Here is a 22947-nt window from a genome sequence, read left to right on the forward strand (position 1 = left end):
CTAATGGTCAAGACAGTTTTATTGTAACTGCAATAAGTGAAGAAAACATTGCAATTTTCAATCATCAAAGATTTGAAAAACCTTCTAAGGTAACAATAATACCGGCAAGTAGTATCAAGACTCTCAGTGATTTTGTTGATATCATTAACGGTCGATTAACACCTGATATTATTTCTAGTAGTACCGTGGCTCCTATAACTGTTGCAGAAACGGTTGTGACTTCTAAGAAAACGCCGACTGCTGCAATTACTAGCACAGCAGAAACCGACGCTGTGAAGACTACTAAATTGACAACGGAAGCCGTTGCACCTACTTCTACAATAAGTAAACCTTCAACGGAGTCAACGACAGTAGCAAAAACAACTACTACTTCACAAGCGACCACGGTTGCTACAACGTCAACTAGTGTGCCGATAGTAACTTCAGGGACTGAGACAAGTACTGTAAAACCCACATCAGCGACTGTTGCGTCGACTTCTACAGCAAGCAGTACTACGATGAGTAAGCCTTTAACAGAGTTAACAACTAAAATAAGCACGGCATCTACGTCATCAGAGCCAACAACAGTAGCTGAAACTATTGCCACCTCACAAGCGACTGTGATTACTACAATGCCAACTAATGCGCCAACAACAAACTCAGAGAGAACTACACAAACAGTGTCTACTATGCCGAGTACTAGAACAAGGGAGTTGACAACTCCTATGTTCACTACAACTTTATTTTCTCAAACTACTTCTTCACCACAGCCTACTCAACTTGCTATAGGGTCTAATAGGGCAGGAATGATAGGGGGATCTTTGGTTGGAGCAATAGGTATTGTTGGAATTATAGGATTCATAGCATATAGATATGTTAAGGGTCGTAATGCTGCTCCTGTGTTAGAACTAACTGATTTGGGTTATAGAAGGCGATCATCTTCAAGTAGCGATGAAGAAATTTTTACCACTGATGACAGAATGCGAACTATATATCAATCTGAAACAGTGCTAAATAGTATATCAGTAGAAAGTAGTAGTCGATCAAGAAGTAGCTCATCGTCTTCGAGCAGTGGACCAGGCTCTTGACTAACTGAAATGGAGTCTAAAAGTGAAAAAAGCTTATCTTGGGATAGCGATGATGTGCCAGAATATCACCTTTAGCTATTTGTCTAAATGTTTTTAATATGTAGACTGTTAGGAAATTGTCTTTTGCTTTTGTGATTTTCATGTTAAAATATAATTTCTGGGTGAAATAAGTAGCTGCTGTTGTGTGATAAACATAGCAGAGGAAAGTCCGGGCTCCAAGGAAAAATAGTGACGGGTAACGCCCGCCGGAGGTAACTCCAGTTATAGGACTACAGAAAATTACCGCCTAAAATATTTTAGGTAAGGGTGAAAAGGTGTGGTAAGAGCACACCATGGCAATGGCAACATTGGTAGTCGAGTAACCAACACTAGGAGCAAGATTAAATAGAAGTAGACTTTATGTTTTCCTCATATCTACTTGGGTAAATCGCACGCAGTAAATGGTAACATTTACTCCAGATAAATAGCTACATAAACAGAACTCGGCTTATATTTCACCTAGGCGTTCACATGATATGTGCAATATAAGCCATGCTATATTTAAATGTGTAGGCATTTTATGCGTTGTCCTTCACTTGTTCTGCTTGATAGCCATCACTACTTTCGCCTACATTAACATTAGAATATTCTTCATCATCAACATACTCTTTCAGAACATATCCTCTGCCCCAAACGGTTTCTATGTGGCTTTTTCCATCATTTGCACTTTCAAGTTTCTTACGTAGTTTGCACATAAAAACATCAACTATCTTGTTATCTGAAGGTTCATCCAAGCCATTGTAAAGATGATTTAAGAACATTTCTTTTGTTAATACTGTTCCTTTACGCAGTGCTAGCAATTCTATCATAGAATACTCTTTATTAGTAAGGTGAACCGTTTTACCTTTCACCTCAACAACCCTGTGATCAAAATTGATATTTATATTGCCAATCTTTATCACCGATTCAGGATGGCCTTTAGTACGACGCACTATGGCCTTAATTCGAGCTAATAACTCACTTTTATGAAATGGTTTGGTTAAGTAATCATCGGCACCATACCCGAGTCCTTTAGCTTTGTGATTAACAGCAGATATACATGAAAGTATTAGGACAGGAACTTTGATTTTTGCACTTCTTAATCTTAACAATATATCATATCCGTCAATATCACCAGGCAAGTGTATATCTAAAATAACTAGGTCATAGTAATCTCCGTTTGAGGAAACCATATTATTGTTATAATCTTGTGCAGAAGTAACAACGTCACAAAAGTGCCCATCAGAGGTTAAGGCATTAACCACAGTCTTTGCACTTACTTGATCGTCTTCAATTAATAATATACGCATATTTTACACCCCATAAATAATTTATAATTTTAGTAATATATATAACTAAGGAAAGTAACAAATCAAACTTTTATTAACAAACGATCAAAATTACACTTATTAATTAGTAGTAAATATATTGTTCCAAAGTTATATAAATAGATCTAAAATATAATAGACATACCATGATAGTAATAATATTTTTAGTAAATATTGAATTAAAGTTATTATTATTAAAAGAATACTTAGGTTAATAAATATTTAACTATTTTATGCGTCTATGTTATATTTTTAACTTACTTATTCTACTATTTTAAAGTATAAGTAATACTTTCAGGAATATTGTGTGGCAATATCAATTTTAGGTGCTGGTGCATGGGGTACAGCAATCGCAATTTCATTAGGTAGTAAGAAAGATGTGATTTTGTGGACTCGCAATAAAACTACATTTAAATCAATCAACGGGAAAAGAGAAAGTGACAAGCTACCCGGTTGTCGAATTTCTGATAATGTGTCAGTAAAATTGGCTATTGAAGACACAATTCATGCTTCAGTAACAATCCTTGCTGTTCCCACTCAGTCTCTGAGGGAGGTATGTCAGCAATTGCATAATTGTAATCTGAAAAAAGATGTAGCAATAATTTTAGCTTGTAAGGGAATAGAAAAATCTACATTAAAATTACCTAGTGAAATAGTAAATGAAGTTTTACCTAACAATCCTATTGCTGTTTTTTCAGGTCCTAGCTTTGCTGTAGAAGTTGCAAGAAAATTACCCTATTCAATGGTTCTTGCATGCCAAAATAACATATTGGGTTCAAAGCTAATATCAGAACTACAGCAAGAAAATGTTAAATTACACCTTAGTAGCGATGTTATAGGGATACAGATTTGTGCAGCGTTAAAGAACGTTTTTGCTATAGCATGTGGGATTGTTCTAGGTAGTAAACTTGGGTTTAATGCTCATGCAGCATTGATTACGAAAAGTGTGAGCGAAATTAAGGCTTTATACTCAGCAAAAGTTGGTAACGGTAATGTGGATATAAATACACTACTTGGGCCGGCATGTCTGGGTGACCTAATTATGACATGCACATCCTTGAATTCAAGAAACCTATCTTTTGGGTTTAAAATAGGTAATAGTGACAATGGCTTTAATGTTCAGCAGATTTTGTCAGAAGGCAAGTCAGTGATTGAAGGTTTTAGCACTGCTGAGTCCATATTTAATTTAGCAGGAAAGCTAAAGATAAAAATGCCTATATGTGAAGCAGTCTATAGATTATTGTATGAAAGTGCCTCTATAGAGGATACTATTTCTGTTCTTGTAAATTAGTTTTGTACTTTGGTGTATTGTGAAATTTTTATATAAATTGATATCAACATGGTGGCTGGCTGGCACAGTAAAAAAAATGCCAGGTACTGTGGGTAGTTTGGCTTCTTTTCCGCTTGTTCCTGTAATCCTGAGCAACAAAATTTTAGGTGCAGCAATTATTTTTTTTTTATTCTTGATTGGATTATGGTCTATAAGCAATTATATAAAACATTACAAGACTTCATTTGATCCAAAAGAGGTAGTAATTGACGAAGTAGTTGGTCAATTGCTGACAATACTTTTGGTTTCGATATTGTTAAGCCAAGAGATGAATTGCTCTTTATTGTTGTTGTGCTTTTTTTCTTTTAGGTTTTTTGATATAATAAAAACGTGGCCTATAAATTTGATCGATAAAAATACCAAAGATCCTTTAGGTGTTATGCTAGATGACATTATAGCTGCAATTTTAGCCTGTGTTCTTATAGGAGCCTTTTATTGTTTATTGTTGATGTATGCAGGATAAAAAAATTTATTATTCAAGCTTAATTGTTCAAAATCTAAAGGATTATATACTGTACGCAGCAAATTTATCTGAGTGGGAAGTCCACGATGAATTTGATAACGTTACATTTACAATAAATGGTACCAAGGAGTCATTATTTAATTTTGTGTTCTGTGGAGATCAATATACCGAGCTTTCTATACAAAAAACTCTAGATTATCTCAGAACAAGAGATATAGAAGCAACATGGGTAATAAATTCACATATGAAAATAAGAGATATTTTAGAAAAGTGTGAAGTAAAACACGTTAGCACACCAAAAAAAGCTTTACTTAATATGAAAAATTACTTTTTACCTGTTGATGTTATTCCAAACTTGAGGTTAAATGCTGTAAATGGTAGCGATCTTTTAGAACAGTTAGATTTACACACTTCTAAAATTTTTTATCATGGCGTTGGAATTGTCAGCACATTTTTTCGCGGATTATCAAATTATGATGATAAGAACTCAAGATTAAGATTTTTTCTTGTAACACTAAATAATGAAATTATTGGGACATGCGGTCTTTATGTTCAAGACAGCGTAGCTGGTTTTTATAGTGATGGAGTTTTACCAATTTACAGGAATCGTGGAATAGGTACCCAAATGGTTTTAGAAAGAATAAAGATAGCTAAACAGCTTGAATGCAAATATATAGTAGCACATTGTATGAAGCCTTCTGTAAACCTTTATAAGAGATTGGGCTTTCAGATGTTAGGCAATCTTTACTTATATAACTCTTCAGCATAATTCTGAGCGGTTACAAATTTTTACATTTGTTTTAGAAGTGCTATGTTTTTTTTGTATGAAGTAGTTTTAATATTGATTCTAATATTATTCTTTCTCTCTTATTCTAAATTAAAAATTAGTAATAAGATTAAGAACTTACAACATCAAAATGTTATCATAAATAATTTAATTGATACTGTGAATGATGGGTTTTATATTTGGGATGCAAAAAAACGTATAGAAAAGTTCTCTCCCAACTTACTAATTTTGCTTAATACTGTTTTTTACTCATTTAATGAGTTTGTGAATTTTTTTGAGCAATCAGAAGGCTTAATTAAAAACTTTGTTGAGGCAAAGGAAATAAATAAATCTTTTACTCTAGATTTAAAGTCAAAAGACAGTGAGGTTTATTGCATATGTTACGGCAGAAGCATAATAGATGATTCTAACAATGTGATTGGTGTGTTGTTATGGATAAGGAATATTTCAGACTGTAAGATAAAAGCTAACGGACTTGAGTTAGAAAATAATAAGCTTATACAAGAAGTAGAGAGCTATAAAAACGTTTTCAACTCTTTACCATTTCCAATACTAAGATATAACAAGAGTAGAAAGGTGGAATTTTATAACTTATTTTATGATAAATATATAAATGGCTCTAAGAAATTTGCTATTACCAGTAGCGCTCATAACACAACACCAGGAAGACATTTCATAACTTATAAGAACGAACCTAAGGTTTTCGATTTTGTTAAAATTCCAATACAAGATTATGGTAGCATAGTAATGTATGGGAAAGATGTTAGTGATGCAGAGAAATTATATACTGAATTAAACAGTTATTTAGCTACACAGAAAAATTTGCTTGAGAGGTTACCGGTTGCTATAGCAATATATAGTAAGAATCAAAAGCTAAAATTTTATAATAATGCTTTCATAAAAACCTTTCAATTTGACCCAAAATTTTTGGCATCTTACCCAACTTATCATGAAGTTATGCTTTACCTCTGCGAATCTAAAAAGCTTTTAGAAAAAGAGGATTTTCAAACTATTAGTAATCAAAGACATGAGTTGTTCAAAAAATTATTTGAATCGTATGATGATACGATGCATTTCACGAATGGAAAAGCGTTCAGGGTATTAACAATACCCTACGCTTCGGAAGGTTTGCTGTTCTCTTACGAAGAATGCAAAAGATAATACTTAAACTCCTTCTCTCTCTACCATGAGCTGTTTTACTTTCGCTATTGCTCTTGCTGGATTAAGTCCTTTAGGACAAGTTTTTGTGCAATTCATTATTGTATGACAACGATACAACTTAAATGGGTCGTTTAAAACATCAAGTCTTTCACCTGTCTTATTATCACGGCTGTCAGCAATCCATCTGTAAGCTTGTAATAGTATTGCTGGTCCTAAAAATTTATCACTATTCCACCAGTAGCTTGGGCAACCAGTCGAACAGCAAGCACATAATATACAGTCGGACAAGCCATCTAATTTTTTTCTATCTTCAGAAGATTGAGAGTATTCTTTATTTGGTAGGGCAGGCTTATCTGCTTGTAACCAAGGTTTAATTGATTTGTATTGCTCATAAAATTGGCTCAAATCCGAGACTAGGTCCTTTATTACATACATGTGAGGTAATGGATATATTTTTACGTCACCTTTCATATCATGTATAGATCTAGTACATGCAAGAGTATTGGTTCCGTCAATATTCATGGCACAAGATCCACATATGCCTTCTCTACAAGAACGTCTGAAAGTTAAAGTCGAATCTATTTCATCCTTTATTTTTATTAATGCATCAAGTACCATAGGGCCACAATTATCCATATCAATAAAAAATGTGTCTATTCTAGGGTTTTTCTCGTCATCAGCAGACCAACGGTAAATTTGAAATCTTCTGATGTTTTTTGCTCTAGCAGGAATAGGATAAATTTTGCCCTTTTGATTAATCTTAGAATTCTTTGGCAAAGAAAACTGAACCATATCACTTACCTTTTATTGTTTATAGCTAAAACCCTTTGTAGATAACATATTTTATTATCATCTACTATATTTTTATTAAATTCCTTTTAAATCGCGCACATATTGTAGCCAAGTGAAGCTAAAATCTCTCTTTCTAGATTTTTCATTATAATTTCTTCCTCTTTTTTTTGGTGATCATAACCAAGTAAATGCAGTAATCCATGCACTAACATGTGTGCAATGTGAGCAAGAATGGGTATACAATACTCATGCGATTCTCTTTTTATTGTGTCTATTGAAATTGCTATATCTCCTAAATCACACTCATTAGATAATTGTTCACACGGAAATGATAGCACGTTAGTTGGTTTATCCATTTTTCTAAATTTTAAATTAAGTTGGTGCAGCAAATCATCATCAGCCAGAGCTATTGATATATTTGGTTTATAGTGATCTATTTTTAATTCTTTTAGAGAAGCATTTATAATATTTAATACAAAGCCTTCTGGATCATCTGTAATGCTGCGCCATCTCTCATCAAGAACATTTACTTCTAACATGAGTAACGCACCAGTAAGGGTGTCATGCAAGTAGCTGGCACTGGAATCCAGTTTTTATTATACAACCATCTGGTGCACTCATTTAAAATCAAGTTTCCTGGATCCCAGTGTCTGGGCACTGGGATGACATCCTTCCTAGCAGAGACTACTTTCAAATCGCAACATTTGTACAGTTGTGCGTGTGACCAGAAAAGGAGAACTATGGACTCCAGTGTCAAGCACTGGGATGACAGGGTATTACACATCACTCATGCTTATTATTTCATTCCATTCAATTTCCGAAACTGGAGAAACTGATAAACGTGGTTGTTTTAATATAGCCATATTTTTCAAAAGTGGGTTTTGTTTTATATTATTTAACGTTACTTGGTTGTTTAAAGGTTTCAAAAACTTTACATTCACTAATCCAAACTTGGGGTCATCAACATGATAATACTCTTTAAATACTTCAACTATTCCAAGTATTGCTTTCTCTTTATCTGTATGATAGAAAAACGCAAGATCGCTTACTTTCATAATTTTCATGTAATTTTGAGCTTGATAATTGCGCACACCATCCCACTCAACTACCTGCTCCTTTTCCATTTTTTGCCATGAGTATTCACTTGGCTCTGACTTGAGTAGCCAAAGTTGCATTATTTTTTTCTTCTTAAGTAAGCTGGTATATCATAGATATTGCTGCCCCACTTAGCTCCTTCGCTTACCTGTTCAGCTGGTTTTGTTTCCAGTGTTTTGTCTTGCATATTTTCACTTTGGCTATAGGGCCACTTAAATTTCTCTTTCTCTGAGTCTTCACTCTGACTTATAGGTGAAGTTTCTGATTTGTTATCGCGACTATCAATACCAGTTGCAAGAACAGAAACTCTAACTCTTCCCTCCATCGCTTGATCAAAAGTAGCACCAAATATTATATTTGCATTTTCATCTACTTCTTCACGCACTCTATTGGCTGCAGCATCAACTTCAAACAGAGTCATATCTCCACCACCAGTAATGTTAATTAATATTCCTTGTGCACCTTTCATTGATACATTATCAAGCAATGGATTAGATATTGCAGCCTCTGCAGCACTAATTGCTCTATCTTCTCCTTCTGCCTCTCCAGTGCCGATCATCGCTTTGCCCATCTCGCTCATTACTGTTTCTATATCAGCGAAGTCAAGATTAATAAGCCCTGGCATGACCATCAAGTCAGTTACTCCTCTGATGCCAATGTGCAGAACATTATCAGCAAGTTTAAATGCATCAGAAAATGTAGTTTTTTCATTTGCAATTCTAAATAAATTCTGATTTGGAATGACAATAAGTGTATCCACGTATTTTTGCAGTTCTTCAAGTCCAAGCTCTGCAATACGCATACGGCGCACACCTTCAAAGCCGAACGGTTTAGTTACAACTCCAACAGTCAATATCTTTTTTTCTTTTGGCGCCCTATCCTTAACTGCGGCTCTTGCTTCTCTGGCTGCTTTTGCAATTACCGGTGCTGCACCGGTTCCAGTACCACCACCCATTCCTGCTGTGATGAAAAGCATATGACTATCTTTTATATGCTCCATAATTTCATCGATTGATTCTTCTGCTGCACCTTTGCCAACATCAGGCAAAGCACCAGCACCAAGCCCCTTAGTTAAATTAATGCCAAGCTGAATTTTTTTATCACATAACGACTTTTCTAGTGCTTGAGCATCGGTGTTTGCGACAACAAAATTCACTCCTTGCAAATTGGATTGGATCATGTTATTCACAGCATTTCCACCAGCACCACCCACTCCCACAACGGTAATCCTTGGGTGTAATATAGGCAGCTCTGGTAAACTAAGGTCAATTGACATTTAAATTACTCAAATAGTTAGTGAATTCACTTCATAATAAGTTACTGCTTTTTTAACAATATGCAAATACTTTTCACTTCTATAGACATAAATAGTAAACGGGATTTACTTATTCTTAACATTTATACTAATAAGTGCTGTTAATTAATAGTAACTAGGTTTTTAGGTGACATCATTTAACCGATACAAAAAAATAGAAAATGTTTATAAAAAGGGATAGAAACCTATACCTTTTTATTAAAAACTGTGCTGGTTTGCTGTTTGTTCCTCTCCCAGGAGTGCTAGCTTAGCTTTGCTTAAGTTGCCACTTGGACTTTCCTTCTCAATCCACTCACGTGCTTCCTCAATTCTGTCTGCTTTATCACTATTCTTATATGCAAGCACGGGTGCAGCTATTAAAGCTACCACTGAAATAGCAATTATCAAGCTAGCAGCGAGTGGATGGGCAACTGCAAGTGCAGATAACTTAGCAATGGCAGGACCAACAAACATTGCAATTTTTGCTCCAGTTGTGTCAACAAAAGCTGCATAAGCTGGACTCATAAAATAAGCAGTTGTAAGCGCTATTGCTGAAAATGCAAGAATAATTCCTGCGATTTTTAATTTGTTATTAATTATATATTGACCAAAACCACTAGCAGCACCTGGAATTCCCCAATAATCATCAGCTTGTTGATATCCTTCTGAAATAGCATGAAAAAAGCCATCCCCTTTATTATACTTATAATTTGTTAATGCCATAATTCTACTCCTAAACAAAACATTAAAATTTCACTCAGGGTAATATATAGTAGAAAAAGTTGCCTGTCAAGTAAGTTAATTTATTAATATACTCTTATTCTGTAATTCAGCGCTTCAACAATGTGTGCTCTTTTTACTTCTTCATTTTTTGCAAGATCTGCAATGGTTCTTGCAACTTTTAACACGCGTGTGTAGCCTCGATTGGAAATGTAATTTTCTTTCAGTACGTATTTTAGCAATTCTAACCCTGCCTGATCTGGTTCAGTAAATTTATTAAATGCTTCACCGCTTACTTCTGCGTTACAACGAACATTCAATTTACTATAACGCTCAGTTTGAATTTTTCTCGCTGCTATCACTCTTTCTCTTATGATCTTAGTACTTTCTCCCTCCACAGAGATTTCAGGAGAGAGTATGCTAACGTTTGGCATCTCAATGCATATGTCTATTCTATCAAGCAATGGCCCTGATATTTTGTTTTTGTAATCTGTGCCACACTTTGGAGCTTTGTTGCACGATCTGCTTGCATCACCTAAATAACCGCACCTGCAAGGGTTCATTGCAGCTATCAGTTGAAAATTGGCAGGGTAGGTTATGTGAGCATTTGCCCTTGCAACGGTAACTTTTCTATCTTCAAGTGGTTGGCGCAGAGAATCAAGCACGAGTCTTGGAAATTCAGGTAACTCATCAAGAAACAACACGCCATTGTGAGCCATGGTAATTTCTCCAGGTTTTGCATTCTTTCCTCCCCCTATCATTGCTGGCATAGAGCATGAGTGATGAGGTTCACGAAAGGGACGAGTTACTTTGAATATTTCGTTACCAGTTTTTGTTATGCTGGAAATAATATTAACATCAATCATTTCCTGTTCAGTCAAATCAGGTAATAGCCCTACAAATCGTTTAGCAAGCATCAGACTTCTTTCAAAATTCATGTATGGAGCTCAAAATTGTGAATTGCAGCAATCAAATTAAACCTTAAACCAAAACGTTTTCGTCGGTTTCTATACCTGTCCGAGATGATTTTAAACCTTTTCAATAAGCCAATTACGTTTTCAACAATTGCCCTTTGGCTCATAAGTGCCCTGTTCTCTTTTTTTTGTTCTTTGCTTAACGGATTCTTTTTCATTTTCCTGTGCGGTAATACAACATTTTTGTGTATCTTCTGCATTCCCCTGTAGCCGGCATCAGCTAAGATTTTGGTGTCCGGTAATATTGCTACCTTTGATTCTCTAAACATCCGAAAATCGTGTTTTCTACCATTCGAGAAAGATGTGCATATGACTTTTTTACTCTTCTTCTCTGTTACTATTTGTGTTTTTATAGTATGCCTTTTTTTCTTTCCAGAGTAGAAGGGCTTTTGCTTTTTTTTGGTCTCTCTACTGGCGTTTCAGTTCCGTCTATTACTAAAACTTCATATTCTACATCACTCTTTAATAGCTCTTTTTTTCCTGGTAATGCAAAATCTGGATGTTTTATTAATATGTCTTCTACCTATCTTATTATTTTAAAACTGTTACTTTCACTCATGCCATAGCTTTGCCCAATATGAAAATATGTACGATATTCTCTTATATATTCCAGTGCCATAAGTAGCCTGTCTTCTATGCAAAGTTTACTTTTTCTTCCACTTCTAGCTTTTTTTCTTTTATCCTCCACTTCTAGAATTTCTACCATTCGCTCAAATGTTGCTTTTTTTACCCCTGTTAAACGTCGAAACTTTTCTCCTTCTAACTTTTCTATTTCCTTATATTTCATGCTTTCAAATACTTCATCTTACACTCCCTCTAACAATTTTGAAAGAAGTCTATTGACTTTCCAGTACCGGGAGGTCCAACAAGAAGCATATTGTGTCCACCTGCTGCTGCAATTTCAGCTGCTCTTTTTGCAACCACTTGGCCTTTAATATCCTTCATATCGGGAACCAATCTTTTTTCTTTGGGTGCATCACTATGATTAAAAATTACCGGCTGAATTGACTGCTCACCCTTAAAGTGTCTGATAATATCGGTTAATTTCTCTATGGCCAGAATTGAAACATTTTTTACCCATAAAGCTTCTACTCCATTTCCTCTTGGGCAAATTACTCCTTTATTTACCTGTTTTGCATTGATTGCTGTTGGAAGTACTCCTGAGACTGGTATGACTCTGCTGTCTAGTGCAAGCTCACCCATAATGATATAAGACTGAACTTTTTCAACTGGTATCACATTCATTACAACAAGTAGTCCAATAGCAATAGCCAAGTCATAATGACTGCCTTCTTTCAGCAAATCCGCGGGGGAGAGATTAACTGTGATTCTTTTTGGGGGTAATAGCAGATTGATTGAATTTAACGCTGCTCTGATGCGCTCTCTGGATTCTGCAACAGTTTTATCCGGTAATCCAACAATATTAAAAGCTGGAATACCATTTGCCATATGAATTTGTGCATTGACATTTACTGTGCTAATTCCCTGAAGCGCAACGGTATTTATATTTGCAATCATAATATATTATATAAAATTGTTAATATAATATATTAAAGAAGTGATGAAGTAAAGGCTACAGCAATTAAAGATGGCTTAACTTAGCAAAAAAGTGCATAATATCCTATCACTTTACTGATTACAAAATGTTTATAAGGATAATCGCTTTTCTTTTGCTATACTCAAGCACAGTTTTCTGTAGTGATTGTAATTTTAATTTACCATACTGTGGGCTCAGTTGTAATCTGGATCTATCATATAGGAATTTAAGTAATATAAAAAAATTATTGAATAATGACGATAAATTTGTTGCGCTTACGTTTGATGATGGACCGTCTAACAATAGAGTAAACGATATTATTAACGTTCTGGAAAGCTATGAGGCAAAAGTAACGTTTTTTGTGCTTGGTAAACGTATAAATAAAAAAACGTCTGAAATAGTAAAGAAAATTCATGAATCAGGTCATGAGTTAGGCAATCACTCTTGGTCGCATAGGAAGTTGACATCACTTTCAAGTGAGGAACAATTGCAAGAATTGGAAAAGACAAATACAGCAATTAAAAATGCAACAAAACAAGATGTAAAATGGTTTCGCCCACCATATGGATGTCATGACGATAATCTGATTAAAAATACTAGTCAATTGAATATGTATTCAATATTATGGACGGTTGATTCGCTAGATTGGCAAGGTGATAAGCCAGAAACTTTAGTTGAAAGAGTTTTAAGTAATGTACATAATGGAGCAATTGTACTATTTCATGATCATAATAACAGATCAAACACAATTGAAGCTTTACCTCATATTATTAAAATACTAAAAAAATCAGGTTACAAGCTTGTTACCTTAAGTGAGTGGGGAAAAAAGGTTTGTAATGCAGTAAAAGCCAGAAGTATACCAATAGAAGAAGGAGTGTATTTTGAAGGAATTTTATGCGGACAAAAAACAAAGTCTTTAACCGCAGAGCATTCATATTAGGTGGTATTCAGCTTACCATTTCCGCTATTTTTAGCTATAGGTTATATAATTTACAAATACGAAACAGACAAAAGTACGAAGCATTATCTAATAGTAATAGAATAAGAGTCGCTACTATTATGCCTCAGCGGGGCAAAATTTTAGATAGGAATAGCATTGAACTTGCGATAAATAAAATTTCGTATGTTGTTCTGTTTGATGGACAAAAAACTTCTGGTGAGGAGGTCGATTTGCAAACATTATCAGAAGTCGAGTCTAAAATAGCAAAATCATCAGAAAAAATAACTGCTCTTTATAAACGTTATTACCCGTTTGGTTCAATATGTTCTCATGTAATCGGATATACAAAAAGACAGCAAGGCATAAACGAAGTAGGAATCAGTGGTATTGAATATACATATGATCATATATTGAAAGGCAAGCCAGGAAAATCTGAGCAGGAAATAAATTCTAAAAAACGCGTCATAAAAGAATTATCAAGCATACCACAACAAGACGGACAAGATGTACAGCTAACAATTGATATTAATCTGCAAGAGAAAATCGCAAAGGTATTTAAAGATCACCAAGGGTCCGCAGTGGTAATTGATGTAAGTAACGGAGAAATTTTAGCACTATATAATTCACCTTCTTACGATAATAATCTTTTTGCAAGCAGACTATCAAATGAGACTTGGGAAAGCTTGAATGCTCCTTCATTACCACTTGTGAATCGTGCATTGTCGTATCAAATTCCACCTGGTTCAATATTTAAAATAATAGTTGCGCTTGCGGGTTTAAAAGACGGGATAATAACACCAAAAGAGAAATTCTCGTGCAAGGGCTATATGAAAATAGGTGAGCGGAAATTTCGTTGTCTGAAAAGCAAAGTCCATGGGTATGTATCTTTAAATGAGGCAATGGCATTATCATGCAACACTTACTTTTATAATATAGGGAAAAAAATAAGTGTAGACTCTCTGGTGGAAATGGCCAGAAAATTTGGTATTGGCAGTGGGTCACTGATTGGAACGTTTAAGGAAGAAGCTCCAGGATTGTTGCCCGATAGAGATTGGCGCGCACGAAAGCTATATTCGCAGTGGTATTTAGGTGACACTATCAACTTAGTTATAGGACAAGGGTATATGCTTACAACACCACTACAGCTTGCAGTTCTTGCAGCGAGGATTGCAACAGGAAAAGAGGTAATTCCCCGCATTAAGATGAGTAAAACGATGCAAAATTTTCCTGAAATTGATGTGGATCATGAGCATCTTAGCATAGTTCAAAAAGCTATGTTTGACGTGGTGAATTCTAACTATAGAAAAGGGCTAAGCAGTATACAAATTGCCGGTAAAACTGGTACACCAGAAATAAACTCTAAGGGCGAAAGTCATAAGTTATTTATCGCTTATGGCCCTTACCATAACCCGCGCTACGCAATCTCTGTGTTTACAGAACACGGCAAAGCCCCACGCCAAGATGTTGCTATAGCTAATGAGATATTTCAGTATATGCTTGAAAGATAAATATTAGTAGCATTAAACAAGAGCCTGATATTAGTTTTAATTCTTCTGTCAGTTAATTCTTGTCTGTCAGATTAAATATTGTCTTTTACAGACATTCTAAGAAGTGATTTTCAAGGTATATTTTGTGCTATACTTTATTTTATGTCATGCAAACAGTTGATATTAGCATACATCCAAATAGAGTAATGGAGAATATAAAAACCATATCAGTAGAAGACGATAACGTTAGACTGGATAGGTACATCAGAAGAATCTTTCCTGATCTAAAGCAATCTGTAATTGAAAAATCTTTAAGGAAAGGATTAATCAAAGTTGATGATTGCAAAGCAAAGTCCAGTGACAAAGTAAACTCTGGGCAAACTATAACGCTGAAGCACTTGAATTATATTGAAAACGCTAATTCTGATCGCAAATATAATGAAAAGTTAGTGAATCTGCTAAGAGAGAACATATTATATGAAGACGAATATATATTAGCTATAAACAAACCCGCAGGGGTCATCGTTCAAGGTGGTGTAAAAGTAAAGATTAGTATTAGTGATTTGCTTGACCAAATAAGAGAGGGAGAAACATTTAAAATTGTCCATAGGCTAGATAGAGATACGAGTGGAGTGATAATATTCGCACGCAATGCTAATGTTGCAAGATACCTTATGGAGGAATTTAAAGGACGAAGAGTAAAAAAAACTTATTTAGCATTGACTTCTGGCATACCGAGCAAGGATAGTGGAACAATAGACTATCCATTGGCGAAAAAATATATTTCTGGTCAAGAAAAGGTAGTTGTTGATGAAAATTCACCTCAGAATGCCACTACGCATTTTTCAATTATAGCAAAATTCAAACACAATGTTGCTTATTTAAAATTACAACCAATTACCGGCAGAACCCATCAGTTACGTGCACATTTAGCTCATATAAATTGCCCTATTCTTGGTGACGGTAAATACGGTGGTAAAAAAGCTTTTATTGATGGAGTAGCAAGTAAAATTCACCTTCATTCACATTCTTTATCTTTAAAATTACCAAATAATAAAGAAATCACTATTACCGCTCCTATCACTAAACACATCGAAAAGTCTATTGAAGCGCTATTTTTCGACTGAAACGATTTCACCAATCAACTTTTCTGTCTTTGGCTTTGATTTGAAGCACAGATATTAGGCTAATTAATGCGCAGGCAGTAAGATAAATGCCTGCTGCAAGTTTTGTTTCGGTTTTTTCTATAAGCCACATGCATATGGATGGAGAAAGGCCGCCAAAAATACCTGCAGATATGTTGTGTGCGAGGCTAAAGCCCGTGCACCTAACTTTCGTTGGAAATAACTCGCAAGCAAGAGAATTATATATTCCAAAAGATGCACTTATTGGTATGGTTATTAGCCAATAAGTGGGCGTTATAACATAGTGGTTATCATAGGACAGTAGCGAAAATGCCGGTAAGCTAGCGCAAGCTAATACTATTAGTACAGGAACCATCACGTTTTTCCTCCCAACTTTATCAGATAACGTTGCGAACAACACTGCAGATGTTCCAAATATAATTTCGCTTATAATTCTTACTACATTTTTAATATCGATGCCTGACAGGGTAAATTCTTTTACAGATATGTTGTAAAACATGATTGCTGAATAAACGATTGCATTTTGAGCAATACCAAGTCCAATTGCTATCACAAATGCTTTTTTATAGTCCCTGATTAACTCTAAAAATGGAGAATTAGATAAGCTTTTATTTTGATCGTGCACTTTATATGCTAAGCTCTCTTCCATTATATATCTTGTTAAAAAGCCTATTATGCCCATAATGAAGCAGAAATAGAAGGGCAACCTCCAGCCCCAAATTTCATAATTTTCACCTGTAAACTTTTTGCAAACAGCTATCATTACAAAGCATGTAATAGAACCAAGAGCACCACTAAAAGCTTTCATGCTACCTAAAAAACCTAGATTTTTTTTATCGCTTGAATGCTCTATTAAAAAGGCTGAGTTGATACTTGTTTCTCCACCCGCTGCCATTCCTTGCATGATTCTACACAATAGAAGTAGTATAGAAGAAAATATTCCTATTTCTTTATAGCCAGGTATAACTCCAATTACAGTAGATGGTATTGAAACTAATATCACTGAAGTAAGTAAAACTTTCCTTCTACCGAATTTATCTCCAATGTAGCCAAAAATAAATGCACCAAGTGGCCTAAATCCAAAGCCAACTGCAAAGGTACCGAGAAATTTGATTGTGCTTAAGTAATCACTTTCTGATGAAAAAAAAATGCTACTTATTGTGTGTGTTAAGACCCCAAAAAGAGTTATTTCATACCATACAATCATGTTGCAGATTATGCCTGATAGTATTGCTTTTTGAATATCGTTCATGACTTCCGGTTTACCACACTCCGCTATAAAAATTTTTATTCAATAACCTTCAAGGATAATTCACATAAATGTTTATTGTCCACCTTAGAAGGAGCACCCATTAGAACATCTTCACCTTGCTGATTCATAGGAAAACAGATTACTTCACGAATGTTCGGCTCATCAGCAAGCAGCATAACCATTCTATCAACTCCTGGTGCTATTCCACCATGAGGGGGAACACCAAATCTGAATGCACGTACAAGTGCGCCGAATTTTGTATCAACTTCTCCCCGGCTATAACCTGCAATGGCAAAGGCCTTATACATGATATCCAGCTTATTATTACGAATTGCCCCGCTTGACAGTTCTATTCCATTGCAAACAAGATCATATTGGTAAGCAAGGATATCCAGTGGATTCTTTTCCTCTAAATCTTTCAAGCCGCCATGTGGCATGGAGAATGGGTTATGAAAGAAATCGATTTTTTTACTTTTATCGTCATATACAAAATAGGGAAAATCAATGATCCAACAAAACTTGAAGATATTGTCATCTATAAGACTGAGTTCTGACCCTAAAAGAGTGCGCACTTTCCCTGCAATTGTTGCTGCCTCATTCTCTTTGTCAGAAGCAAAAAACACACTATCTCCAGGCTTAACATTCGTTACTTCTCTTATGTGGTTTAGCCTATTGTCATCGAGGAATTTAGCAATCGGTCCTTTCGCAGTTCCATCTTTATCAAACGTTATATATCCAAGACCCTTAGCACCGAATTCTCTTTGCGCATGTTCTATCTTTTTATCAAAGAAGCTGCGTGGTTCCTCTGCTGTTTTAGGAGCAGGGATGGCTCTCACTACCATACCACGCTCAATATTGCTTTTGAAAATATTGAACTCTGAATCACGGAAAATTTCTGTAACATCGCTGATTAATAATGGATTGCGCAGATCTGGCTTATCAGAACCATATTTAAGCATTGCTTCTTTATATGTAATACGTGGAAAATCTTTATCAACAGACTTACGAGAAAATTTAGCGAACACTTTATATAAGGTAGACTCAATAATCTGAAAGATGTCTTCTTGAGTCACAAAAGACATTTCAAGATCTAGCTGATAAAACTCTCCCGGAGAACGGTCAGCCCTTGCGTCTTCATCACGAAAACACGGTGCAATTTGGAAATATTTATCAAACCCTGAAACCATGAGCAACTGTTTAAAAATCTGTGGAGCTTGTGGCAATGCATAGAATTTACCGGGATTTAGTCTGCTTGGCACCAAATAATCACGTGCACCTTCAGGAGATGAAGCAGTGAGTATTGGAGTTTGAATTTCCAAAAACCCTTGCTCTATCATAAGCCTTCTGAGTTCTGCAATAATTTGTGAGCGCAGAATAATATTGTTACGGGCTTTTTCACGCCTTAAATCAAGAAAACGATATTTAAATCTCATATTTTCCGGATATTCTTGTTCGCCAGCAATGCTTGCTAATATACTTCTTTCTTCTTTCGCTATTTCTTCATCACGGTGGAACTCGACTTCCGATTCAACGTGCAAATTGCTAACTACAACCTCAATTTCCCCGGTTGCGATAGAGGTGTTTACCGTATCTTCAGTTCTAGCTTTGACTACCCCTGTAACAGTAATTACACTCTCCAATTTTAAATTTGATATCTCATCAAAAAAGTCTTTGTCATTATTAAATACTAGTTGAGTGATTCCATAGAAGTCTCTTAGATCAACAAAGATTAGGTTGCCGTGATCACGCTTACGGTATAACCATCCAGAAAGGGTAACTTCCTTTTCTACATCATTCTTCCTTAATTCATTGCACGTGTGAGTCTTGTAGCAGTTCATATTTGTTTCACTTCTAAATTCTTTAAAAAGTATAGAAATAAACCTTACCACATACAAGCCCATTCGTCAGATATTTGTCCAGTTTACGAAATAGAGCAGTATTACTTTTATACTGTCTTTACTCACACAAAAATTGCACAATTTCTATAATTATGGTATAATATAATGTGGCGTAAGCTGAGTACAGAAAATGTCTTTCGGACAAATCATTATATATAGTATAGCATTACTTGCTATAGTCAAAGTATTTCTCTTTTTGAGAAAAATATACAAAAATCGCATTAGAAAAATCATATTTCCTATAAAAGTCCTTAAAGAAGAGTGGGAAGAAGACAGAAAATTCAATGAATTATATCAAAAAAATAAGCAAAAAGAGTTGATGAAACAACATGAAATACTGCGTGAGAAGCAAAAAGATGTGCAAGTTTATAAAGAAGATCCAGAAATAGTTGACATAGCAAAACCGGTAGGTAAATGGACAAAGATGGTTATGATGGGTAATGGCTTAATGCAGCGTTTTGCACAATTGATACATAGAGAAGGCGGACAGAAAGGATTTTGGGAGCTGTTTGTTAAGGCTCAGGCTTCAACTCAAGGTAAACATAAGGGGAAGGGCAGATAATCCATGCTTGAATGTGAAAATTTATCCTGCGCTCGTAATAATAAGGTACTATTTAAGAATCTCAGTTTTAAAGCTGAGCTAAAATCAAAGATTCTAATCACTGGTCCAAATGGTAGTGGTAAAACCAGCTTAATTAGAAGTTTATCTGGACTTTTACCGCCGGTATCAGGCAATATAAGGCACTGCGGAAAAGACATATATGATGATCCAAAATCCTATATACCTTCTATGGTCTATATAGGCCATAAGAATGCCTGTAAAGATAGCTTAACTGTTGCTCAAAACGTAGAATTCTGGGCAGGAATACGAAATACTAGAGAATTGATTGTGGCAGCTATTTGTTGCTTGCAGTTGCAACCTGTACTTAATATTAGATATGGCGAACTTTCTGCAGGCTGGAAAAGAAGAGTTGCGCTTGCTCGCCTCTTGATTTCTAATGCAAACGTTTGGCTGATAGATGAACCATTTTGTAATCTTGATAGTGCAACGTGTGAATTAGTGCTGAACCTAATCTCAATACGCTCTGAGCAAAATGGTATAGTAATTATTACAGGGCATAGCTCTACAGAGCAATTGTGTGATTTTACAACGATCGATATACGCGATTTCAATAGACTTCTTGCATAGTTTTTGGCAACAACCATTAGAAACGAAAAAACTTACTTGACACCCTTCGCCAGCCCCCTTATTATAGTATTAAGGGTATTTATGACTCATTGTTTTTGACCTGCAGGCTCAATGACAAAATTCAGTAAAAAACTCAGGGTATTTATTGGCGGATTACATAAAATTATAGCGGCTGCATGTCTTTTTTATTTTTTCTACATTCAGCCAAATCGCGCTTATTTTAAGCGTTAGCACATTATTACAGCGCCACTTACAGCGCCACTTACAGTAATAGAGAGTCAAAACTCGCACTACGGGGGTTTTTTTGCCTTTTTTTTCATTTGGTAAATTTCTTAATGTTTATGGCTAAACGACAACCGTCATCCCGCTGCTTGTTAGCGGGATCTAGAGATACCGTGACGGTATGACAGTTAAGTAATTCGTCATCCCGCTACGTGTTAGCGGGATCTATGTTAAGGTATGACGGTTAAGTAAGGGATCTATGTTAAGAGATACCGCGAATGAATCGCGGTATGACGGTTAAGTAGGGTGTCATCCCAGTGCTTGACACTGGGATGACAGGGGAGGGAGGCTACTTGGATGACACCGTCTTGGATGAAAACCAGTGTCTGGGCACTGCCGTCATAAAGGAACCAGTGTCAGCTACTTGCATGACACCCTTCCTAGTGAAAGTTGCTCTCAAATCGCAATGTTCATGCAGTTGTGCACACAATACTAGGACCCAGAAAAAGCATGTCTAGACGAGCTATTCGAACGACATTAGTTACGCAGCTTTCATAACAGCTTCACTATTACAACATTTGTCTACTGCTATGTCCGTAAGGTATCCTACTGCTCCACCTAATGCTGCACCTGCAATTCCTAATAATACAGCAGTTGCAATTACTCCGATAGCAATAATCTCAGGTATAATTCCTATTGCAACTAGTGTAGCTCCTACAGCACCAAATAATAATGCTAAACCTATTGTCCATCCTCTCGAAGAAATTTCTGAAGATTGTTTTTGTAAGGAATCATGTATTTTATTGTCTACTACAAGTAGTGACTGAGTATTTTGTTTTGTGTGCGAATTATTGTTATTTTCTTTTGTCCACTCTCCCCCTAAAGGTTGTTTTTGTGGAGAATGATGATTCTTATTATCTGTTATAGGTGGCTGAGCACTTTGCACTCCTAGTCCTAAAGTTGGTTGGAAATGATTATTAGTGTGTTGTACGGGTGAACCTGTTTTATTTTTATACTGAGCAAATAATTCTATAAATTCCTTGTTTTTCTGTTGTTGAACAATTTCTAATGCACTTGGCCACTTTCCTACTACTAGCGTTTGCTCAGCTCCTGCTTGTAATAAAAGGTTAGCGATGTTAACAGAATTAGGTTTGTTGAATTGACATATATCTTGCAAAATAGTTGCACACCCATCTACCGATATCAGATTAGGATTAACTCTATATTCAGAAAGTAGCTTGCTTACAAGCTCAACCTTGCCTATCCTACAAGACACTAAAAATATTTTATTCTTTTCCTCGGTAGAAGCTCTGTCTAAAAGCATTGTTGTCACTTCTGCACTATATTTCCCTTCAGCAAGGTCATAAAGAATTGTACCAGGAATAAGAAACCTCTCACCATTACTAATTTTAGCCTTGTGCTCTAAAAGCAGTTTTACAGTTTGAACATGGTTACCACTAGCAGCTTGATATAATGGACTGTGTGACAATCTATCCAGCTTATTCACATCTGCTCCATATTTTAAAAGAACTTGTATCAAGTCCATACGACCGTACTTTGAAGCCACGTGAAGAGGGGTAGTACCTGTTTGATCGCCAATATTAACATCTACAAATTCTTTCTGTGGGAGCATCAAATTTATGGCTACACCTGTTCCTGTATCATTATCTGATGATAAAAATTTCTCAAGAAGTACTTCCCAACCACCGTTAGGCTTATCACAAGCATTTCTCACAATATAATGTAATGGTGCTTTGTCCTCAATACTAACATTACCAGGTCGACTCTTTATATTAGGATTTGTAATTTCTGGTAATAATAACTCCGCTTCTTTCAAAGATCTACCTGCAAGAGCAATGAATAAATGAATTTCTATACCATTTAAGTGTGATCCAAAAATGCCTCCCATACACTCATCAACCCAATCATCATTAGGCTGTTGGCTAATGAATTCTTCAGTTATCTTGCCTATTGATATTTTATATGCTACTGATATTTCTTTAAACTTTTCTGTTGCTGTCTTTTGCTCTTCTTGGCTTTTATCTGACCATTTGTCGGGATGCCATTTCAATGCAAGCTCGTGATATGTCTTCTTAATCTTTTCTGTGCTTGCACTCTCTGACAATCCTAATACTTTGAATGCCTCTTTACGTGTTTTTGGAATCATACTCACTCCCCCAATCAAATTAATTTAGTATAATACTATACCAGTTTAACCCACAAAAATCAAACGAATATTTTCAAAACA

The 22947-nt window shown here is 35.5% G+C and carries 21 protein-coding genes, 1 other RNA gene and 2 pseudogenes; 11 read left to right on the forward strand and 13 right to left on the reverse strand.

The features are described 5' to 3' along the window. Positions 1–64: 64 nt before the first annotated feature. A complete protein-coding gene (locus AABM58_RS03560) occupies positions 65–712 on the reverse strand; it encodes a hypothetical protein (RefSeq protein ID WP_338406368.1) in 648 nt (215 codons plus the stop codon). Here AABM58_RS03560 and AABM58_RS03565 point away from each other — a divergent pair. Both AABM58_RS03565 and rnpB read left to right on the forward strand, forming a co-directional pair. Further along, positions 705–1067 carry a hypothetical protein gene (locus AABM58_RS03565; RefSeq protein WP_338406369.1) on the forward strand — a complete coding sequence of 121 codons (363 nt, stop codon included), beginning with the start codon at positions 705–707 and terminating at the stop codon, positions 1065–1067. The genes AABM58_RS03560 and AABM58_RS03565 overlap by 8 nt on opposite strands. 158 nt (positions 1068–1225) lie before the next feature. Further along, positions 1226–1572, forward strand: an RNA gene (rnpB, locus tag AABM58_RS03570) — RNase P RNA component class A. A gap of 52 nt (positions 1573–1624) precedes the next feature. Here the strand turns inward: rnpB and AABM58_RS03575 are convergent. After that, the gene (locus AABM58_RS03575; protein ID WP_250295452.1) at positions 1625–2395 is read right to left on the reverse strand and encodes a response regulator transcription factor; all 771 of its coding nucleotides are present in this window, start codon (positions 2393–2395) and stop codon (positions 1625–1627) included. 325 nt (positions 2396–2720) lie between these two features. On the opposite strand from AABM58_RS03575, the gene AABM58_RS03580 reads away from it, so the two are divergent. Genes AABM58_RS03580 through AABM58_RS03595 form a run of 4 tightly spaced genes read left to right on the forward strand, consistent with a single transcriptional unit; the run spans position 2721 to position 6154 of the window. Next, positions 2721–3704 (forward strand): NAD(P)H-dependent glycerol-3-phosphate dehydrogenase, encoded by a 984-nt coding sequence (locus AABM58_RS03580; protein ID WP_338406370.1) that lies wholly within the window; start codon positions 2721–2723, stop codon positions 3702–3704. A gap of 19 nt (positions 3705–3723) precedes the next feature. Further along, on the forward strand, positions 3724–4206 hold the full coding sequence (locus AABM58_RS03585; protein ID WP_338406371.1) for a phosphatidylglycerophosphatase A family protein: 483 nt from the start codon (positions 3724–3726) through the stop codon (positions 4204–4206). Further along, on the forward strand, positions 4196–4975 hold the full coding sequence (locus AABM58_RS03590) for a GNAT family N-acetyltransferase (RefSeq protein ID WP_338406372.1): 780 nt from the start codon (positions 4196–4198) through the stop codon (positions 4973–4975). Before AABM58_RS03585 ends, AABM58_RS03590 begins: the two co-directional genes overlap by 11 nt. A gap of 42 nt (positions 4976–5017) precedes the next feature. Further along, complete coding sequence (locus AABM58_RS03595; RefSeq protein ID WP_338406373.1) at positions 5018–6154, forward strand: hypothetical protein; 1137 nt, start codon at positions 5018–5020, stop codon at positions 6152–6154. Positions 6155–6157: 3 nt separating this feature from the next. On the opposite strand, the gene AABM58_RS03600 is transcribed toward AABM58_RS03595, so the two are convergent. The 8 genes and pseudogenes from AABM58_RS03600 to AABM58_RS03640 all read right to left on the reverse strand — a co-directional run. After that, positions 6158–6946 carry a succinate dehydrogenase iron-sulfur subunit gene (locus AABM58_RS03600; protein WP_338406374.1) on the reverse strand — a complete coding sequence of 263 codons (789 nt, stop codon included), beginning with the start codon at positions 6944–6946 and terminating at the stop codon, positions 6158–6160. Positions 6947–7032: 86 nt separating this feature from the next. After that, positions 7033–7485 carry an rRNA maturation RNase YbeY gene (gene ybeY / locus AABM58_RS03605; protein WP_213863136.1) on the reverse strand — a complete coding sequence of 151 codons (453 nt, stop codon included), beginning with the start codon at positions 7483–7485 and terminating at the stop codon, positions 7033–7035. A 237-nt stretch (positions 7486–7722) separates the two neighbouring features. Next, positions 7723–8121 carry an EVE domain-containing protein gene (locus AABM58_RS03615; RefSeq protein WP_213863010.1) on the reverse strand — a complete coding sequence of 133 codons (399 nt, stop codon included), beginning with the start codon at positions 8119–8121 and terminating at the stop codon, positions 7723–7725. Next, positions 8121–9317, reverse strand: coding sequence for a cell division protein FtsZ (ftsZ, locus tag AABM58_RS03620; RefSeq protein ID WP_338406376.1), 1197 nt, complete (start codon positions 9315–9317; stop codon positions 8121–8123). The genes AABM58_RS03615 and ftsZ overlap by 1 nt, the downstream gene beginning before the upstream one ends. Positions 9318–9554: 237 nt before the next feature. Continuing rightward, positions 9555–10058 carry a hypothetical protein gene (locus AABM58_RS03625; protein ID WP_338406377.1) on the reverse strand — a complete coding sequence of 168 codons (504 nt, stop codon included), beginning with the start codon at positions 10056–10058 and terminating at the stop codon, positions 9555–9557. A gap of 83 nt (positions 10059–10141) precedes the next feature. Next, positions 10142–10993: a YifB family Mg chelatase-like AAA ATPase gene (locus tag AABM58_RS03630; protein ID WP_338406378.1), complete on the reverse strand. Its 852-nt coding sequence runs from the start codon at positions 10991–10993 to the stop codon at positions 10142–10144. After that, positions 10990–11816 (reverse strand): annotated as a pseudogene (locus tag AABM58_RS03635) (IS5 family transposase). The gene AABM58_RS03630 and the pseudogene AABM58_RS03635 overlap by 4 nt, the downstream one beginning before the upstream one ends. 50 nt (positions 11817–11866) lie before the next feature. Then, positions 11867–12547 (reverse strand): annotated as a pseudogene (locus tag AABM58_RS03640) (magnesium chelatase domain-containing protein); the annotation flags it as partial. A 125-nt stretch (positions 12548–12672) separates the two neighbouring features. On the opposite strand from AABM58_RS03640, the gene AABM58_RS03645 reads away from it, so the two are divergent. From AABM58_RS03645 to AABM58_RS03655, 3 genes are all read left to right on the forward strand, one after another. Further along, entirely contained in the window at positions 12673–13506 is an 834-nt protein-coding gene (locus tag AABM58_RS03645) for a polysaccharide deacetylase family protein (protein ID WP_338406379.1), read from the forward strand. Beyond that, entirely contained in the window at positions 13461–15014 is a 1554-nt protein-coding gene (locus AABM58_RS03650; RefSeq protein WP_338406380.1) for a penicillin-binding transpeptidase domain-containing protein, read from the forward strand. Before AABM58_RS03645 ends, AABM58_RS03650 begins: the two co-directional genes overlap by 46 nt. A 185-nt stretch (positions 15015–15199) precedes the next feature. Next, on the forward strand, positions 15200–16120 hold the full coding sequence (locus AABM58_RS03655) for an RluA family pseudouridine synthase (RefSeq protein ID WP_338406891.1): 921 nt from the start codon (positions 15200–15202) through the stop codon (positions 16118–16120). Positions 16121–16127: 7 nt separating this feature from the next. On the opposite strand, the gene AABM58_RS03660 is transcribed toward AABM58_RS03655, so the two are convergent. Together AABM58_RS03660 and aspS are read right to left on the reverse strand one after the other, a co-directional pair. Beyond that, positions 16128–17390: an MFS transporter gene (locus AABM58_RS03660; RefSeq protein WP_338406381.1), complete on the reverse strand. Its 1263-nt coding sequence runs from the start codon at positions 17388–17390 to the stop codon at positions 16128–16130. A gap of 35 nt (positions 17391–17425) precedes the next feature. Then, the gene (gene aspS, locus AABM58_RS03665; RefSeq protein ID WP_338406382.1) at positions 17426–19228 is read right to left on the reverse strand and encodes an aspartate--tRNA ligase; all 1803 of its coding nucleotides are present in this window, start codon (positions 19226–19228) and stop codon (positions 17426–17428) included. A 190-nt stretch (positions 19229–19418) separates the two neighbouring features. Here aspS and AABM58_RS03670 point away from each other — a divergent pair, with 190 nt between their 5' ends. Continuing rightward, positions 19419–19850: a hypothetical protein gene (locus AABM58_RS03670; protein WP_338406383.1), complete on the forward strand. Its 432-nt coding sequence runs from the start codon at positions 19419–19421 to the stop codon at positions 19848–19850. A gap of 3 nt (positions 19851–19853) precedes the next feature. Next, complete coding sequence (ccmA, locus tag AABM58_RS03675; protein WP_213862934.1) at positions 19854–20477, forward strand: heme ABC exporter ATP-binding protein CcmA; 624 nt, start codon at positions 19854–19856, stop codon at positions 20475–20477. A gap of 763 nt (positions 20478–21240) precedes the next feature. Here the strand turns inward: ccmA and AABM58_RS03680 are convergent. Further along, complete coding sequence (locus AABM58_RS03680; protein ID WP_338406384.1) at positions 21241–22866, reverse strand: ankyrin repeat domain-containing protein; 1626 nt, start codon at positions 22864–22866, stop codon at positions 21241–21243. Positions 22867–22947 lie beyond the last annotated feature (81 nt).

Source organism: Wolbachia endosymbiont (group A) of Longitarsus flavicornis (assembly GCF_963931955.1).
Lineage (GTDB): Bacteria > Pseudomonadota > Alphaproteobacteria > Rickettsiales > Anaplasmataceae > Wolbachia.